The 4,802-nt window shown below is 63.4% G+C and carries 2 protein-coding genes and 1 rRNA gene; 2 read left to right on the forward strand and 1 reads right to left on the reverse strand.

Annotated features, from left to right (window positions below; genetic code table 11):
* The first annotated feature begins 34 nt into the window (after positions 1-34).
* Both rrf and BM315_RS23885 read left to right on the forward strand, forming a co-directional pair.
* Positions 35-150: ribosomal RNA gene (gene rrf, locus BM315_RS23880) — 5S ribosomal RNA — on the forward strand.
* A 149-nt stretch (positions 151-299) separates the two neighbouring features.
* On the forward strand, positions 300-4,409 hold the full coding sequence (locus BM315_RS23885; protein WP_090506151.1) for a DEAD/DEAH box helicase: 4,110 nt from the start codon (positions 300-302) through the stop codon (positions 4,407-4,409).
* Positions 4,410-4,580: 171 nt separating this feature from the next.
* Here the strand turns inward: BM315_RS23885 and BM315_RS25200 are convergent.
* Positions 4,581-4,802: hypothetical protein (locus BM315_RS25200; RefSeq protein WP_244527377.1), on the reverse strand; the 222-nt coding region annotated here is incomplete at its 5' end.

Below are 4,802 nucleotides of genomic sequence, written 5' to 3' on the forward strand. Positions count from 1 at the left end.
TCGATCAGAGCAGCACGATGCACCACCCGAATTGCTTGACGACCATAGAGCGTTGGAACCACCTGATCCCATCCCGAACTCAGTAGTGAAACGACGCATCGCCGATGGTAGTGTGGGGTTTCCCCATGTGAGAGTAGGTCATCGTCAAGCTTCTAAAACCAAACCCCCCATCTGCTCGCGCAGGTGGGGGGTTTGTCTTTGCGCAGGGAAAACTAATCGTAGGCAGTCTTCAGCTCGTAGCCGAGTGGTTTGTTAATATCTCGCGCCTGACTTTTTCTTTTTGAGGCTGGAGTTTGTCGATGCCCGCCCCCGCGACCCCTTCCGGGCTTGCCGCCTTGCCGGATGCCTACAAGGCGGTGCTCTATGTGCTGGCGCTGTCCTTCCCGGGCAAGCATAAAACCGCTTTGCTCGAGCAGTTGCGTGAGATAGGGGTACGCAGCTCCTCAACCCGGGCCATGGACGGCCCGGGGCTGAGCGAGATACTGGCGATGCTGCACCGTCTCGACTGGGTCAGCCTAGGCGGTGGTGGACAGCCCTATTGCTTGCCACCTGAGCGGCGCAATCTGGTGCTGCAGCAGCTCAATAGCGACGTCAGCAAAGACAGCTGGTTGCTTGCCCTGCGCAACAGCATCGCACCGCCGCGCAGCGCCTGGGATATACCCAGTCAGGCGAACCAGCGGCTGAGTCTGTGGCTGGCCATTCTGGGCGGGCAGGCGGATGAGGTACGGCAGGGTTTGGCTTTACTGCAGTCGAGTTCGCTGCGCCATAGCCTGATCGGCGAGTCGCCCTGCCAGCAGCTGCTGGCGGACGAGCCGGGCAAGCAGGTGTTTGCCATGCTCAGGAATGAGGTCAGGAGCCTGCTGCTGGAGGATTATCTGGGCCAGGTGAACTGGCAGCTGCGGCCGGCAGAAGAGGCCTATCGACAGGGGCTGACCTTGCTCGCGAGCTCTTCGGCCAGCCCGGATTTGGCCTTGCAGCTGATGTTGCAGGCCTTATGGCGTGGCGACTGGCAGCAGTTTGAAGCTCTGGGGGAGGGCGGTCTGGCGTTCATGCAGCAGTTCATCCTGCAGGTGTTACGTGGCCAGTATCCGCAAGCGTTGCTGGCCATGCAGGAGTGGATGCAGGCGATCAAGCGGCAAAGCAAGAAGCGCAAGGTCGATCTGCCGCCGATACTCAACGGGTTCTATTGCCTGCTGTTGCTGGCCAGTGCCGACAAGCCGCTGTACCCGGCGCTCAAGCAGGCAGTCAGCCTGGGCCTGAAAGAGTATTACGGCCGGGCTTACCCGGCTCTGCAGCTGCTGGTCGAGCAGCAACAGGCCAGTGTCCGGCGGCCTGATCAGGATTTTAGTGGGGCGTTGACGTTCAACGGCTTCGATGGCCTGCTGCTGGCCCTGGGGTTGTACTGGGCGGATGCCGAGGTGGTACGCGAGCCGGTTTGGCGCGAGCGACTCAGCGGCTTTCGCGATGAGCTCATGAAAGCGGGTTACCACTGGCTCGGTGAGGAGCTGGATGCCCTGCTGGCCCGGCAGTTTGCCCAGCCGCGGCGCCAGCCGGACTGGCATCAGTTGGCCGGCCTGGTGCCGCTGCTCAGTATCTACCAGCGCCAGGAAGCCTGGCAGCATGCACTCACGGCGTTGTCCCTGCTCAAGCCCGGCAGGACCGAAACGAACCCTGGGCAGACCCAGAAGTCGGCACGGCTGGCCTGGTTCGTCACCTTCAACCCTCATCAGTTGAATGTCGAGCCACGCGAGCAGAAGCTCGGCGCCAAGGGCCAGTGGAGCAAGGGCCGCGCCGTGGCCCTCAAGCGCCTGTTCGAGGACGGCGACAGTCTGGATTTTCTCCTGGAGCAGGATACCCAGGCCATTCGTCAGATCCAGCTCGGTAGCGATTACTACTATGGCGGGGCGCGCTACGAATTGCCTGCCGAGCAGGCCGTGCTCCGCCTGGTCGGGCATCCGGCTTTGTTCTGGGCCGACGCGCCGGATGTGCGGATCGACCTGCTGCTCGGCCAGGTCAGCCTGCAGCTCAAGTCGCAGGGCACGCAGATCCACCTCAAGCTCGAACCCAATGGTGTGCAGGGCAGTCCAGGCGTGCTGCTGCGCAAGGAGACGCCGACGCGTCTGCTGGTTTATCCGATCAGCCGTGAGCTGCGCCAGATCGCCGACATAGTCGGCGACGGCCTGAGCGTGCCGCAAGCGGCCAAGGCGCAACTGGTCGAGGCCATCGGTGCGATAGCGCCACTGTTGCCGATCCACTCGGACCTGCCCGAATTGGCCGGTCATCTCGACAGCATCGCCGCCGACAGCACCCTGTATGCCCACCTGTTACCGCTGGAGGCCGGCCTGCGTCTGCAGTTGCTGGTGCGACCGCTGGCCAGCAGCAGCTGGTTCAAGCCCGGCCATGGGCTGGAGAACGTGCTCGGTGAGCTGGACGGTAAAGCGCTACAGGCCAGTCGCGACCTGCACGCGGAATCCGCCTCGTTGCAACGGGTGTTGCAGGCCTGCCCAGCGCTAGCCCAGGCCGACAGCGATGGTCAGGAGTGGCAACTGGCCGAGCCGCAGGATGCTTTGCAGGTCTTGAGTGAGTTGCAGGCACTGGAGGGTGACTGGCTGCAATGCGTCTGGCCGGAGGGCGAGCGCATGCGGATCAAGGCGAGGCCGGGCATGGGCCAGCTCAGGCTTGGGCTCAAGCAGCAGGGCGACTGGTTCGTGCTCAGCGGCGAAGTGCAGCTGGACGATGGCCGAGTGCTGCAGTTGCGCCAGCTTCTGGAGTTGCTCAAATCCAGCCCCGGGCGCTTCCTCAAGCTTGGCGAGCAGGACTGGCTGGCCCTGAGCGATAGCCTGCGCAAGCGCCTGGACGAACTGGCCCATCTGGCTGATCGGGTCGGCGATGACGGTCTGCGTCTGAATCTGCTGACCACGCCGCTGTTGGCGGGGCTGGCGCAAGAGGCCGGCGAATTTCAGGCCGATGCCGGCTGGCAAACGCACCTGGACAAACTCGAATCGCTCAAGCACTTCCAGCCGCAGCTGCCGAGCACTCTGCAGGCCGAGCTGCGCGATTATCAGCGCGAAGGCTTCGACTGGCTGGCGCGCCTGGCCCAGTGGGGCGTCGGCGCCTGCCTGGCCGATGACATGGGGTTGGGTAAAACCGTGCAGACCCTGGCTCTGCTGTTGCACCGGGCACCGGCCGGGCCGCAACTGGTGGTGGCGCCGACCTCGGTGGCGCTCAACTGGCAGGCGGAAACCGCGCGCTTCGCGCCGACGCTCAGGCTGCACATCTACCAGCAGAACCGTCACCTCGACGGCTTGGGACCGCTGGACCTGGTGATCGTCAGCTATGGCCTGCTGCAACAGGACAACCAGGCCTTCGCCAGTCAGCACTGGACCAGCGTGGTACTGGATGAGGCCCAGGCGATCAAGAATTCCCAGAGCAAACGCTCGCAAGCGGCGATGACCCTGCAGGCCGACTTCAAGCTGATCGCCAGTGGCACCCCGGTGGAAAACCACCTGGGCGAACTGTGGAACCTGTTCCGCTTTATCAACCCGGGCCTGCTCGGCAGCCAGGAGCGTTTCGCCCAGCGCTTTTCCACGCCGATCGAGCGTGGCGAGCAGGGTGCGCGCAAGGCGTTGAAAGCCCTGATCCAGCCCTTCATTCTGCGGCGGCTGAAAAGCCAGGTACTCGACGAATTGCCGCCGCGCACCGAGATTACCTACAAGGTACCCTTGTCCAGCGAGGAACTGCACCTGTACCAGGCCCTGCGCCAGCAGGCTCTGGATACCCTGGGCAGCACGGCGCCGGGCAAGTCGCTGCAGGTGCTGGCGGAGATCACCCGCCTGCGCCGCTTCTGCTGTCACCCGAGCCTGGTCATGCCCGAGTGCGGCCTGAGTGGCAGCAAGCTGGCCGCCTTTGCCGAAATCGTCGAGGAACTGCTGGAAAACCGCCACAAGGCCCTGGTGTTCAGCCAGTTCGTCGACCACCTGAGCATCATCCGTGGCTGGCTCGACGAGCAGGGCATCAGCTATCAGTACCTCGATGGCGCCACTCCGCCGAAAGAGCGCCAAGCGCGCATGGATGCCTTCCAGACCGGCAGCGGCGAGATCTTCCTGATCAGCCTGAAAGCCGGTGGGACCGGCCTCAACCTGACCGCCGCCGACTACGTGATCCACCTCGACCCCTGGTGGAACCCCGCGGTGGAGGATCAGGCCAGCGACCGTGCTCATCGTATGGGCCAGCAGCGGCCGGTGACCATTTATCGATTGGTCACCGAGAACACTATCGAGGAGCAGATCGTCGCCCTGCACGGGCAAAAGCGCGACCTCGCCGACAGCTTGCTGAGTGGCGGCGAGGTCAGCGGCAAGCTGGATGCCGATGCGCTGCTGAGTCTGCTCAAGGGCGACCAGGTGCCCTGAGGCGACCTGCTACATGTGCCCGGAAACACAAAGGCCCTAGGTTTTCACCTAGGGCCTTTTCGTTGTGCGCCAGGCATGGCGCGTTGCGCGCAAGCGCAACCAGCTTGGCTGTGGTGGCCTCGCTGGTGACTTGGAGGTGAAAGTCCTCTACACACCCGGCAAGGGGAAGTGTTAGCCAGAGGCAAGGGTGTCGCGGGTGACCGCGAATCTGAAGGAAGCCCGAGGCAAAATGCTGGCCTGACGTACAGGAAGCGGATAGAGGCGTCGTAGTGGGGTGAGGTCGCAATGACAGCCAAAGCCCAATACGAAACAGCCCGTGTCCATGTGGTAGCGGGTCACCGTTGGTGCGTGGAACTCGATCTTGAGAAGTTCTTTGACCGAGTCAATCACGAC

The sequence above is a fragment of the Pseudomonas borbori genome (assembly GCF_900115555.1).
Classification (GTDB): Bacteria; Pseudomonadota; Gammaproteobacteria; order Pseudomonadales; family Pseudomonadaceae; genus Aquipseudomonas; species Aquipseudomonas borbori.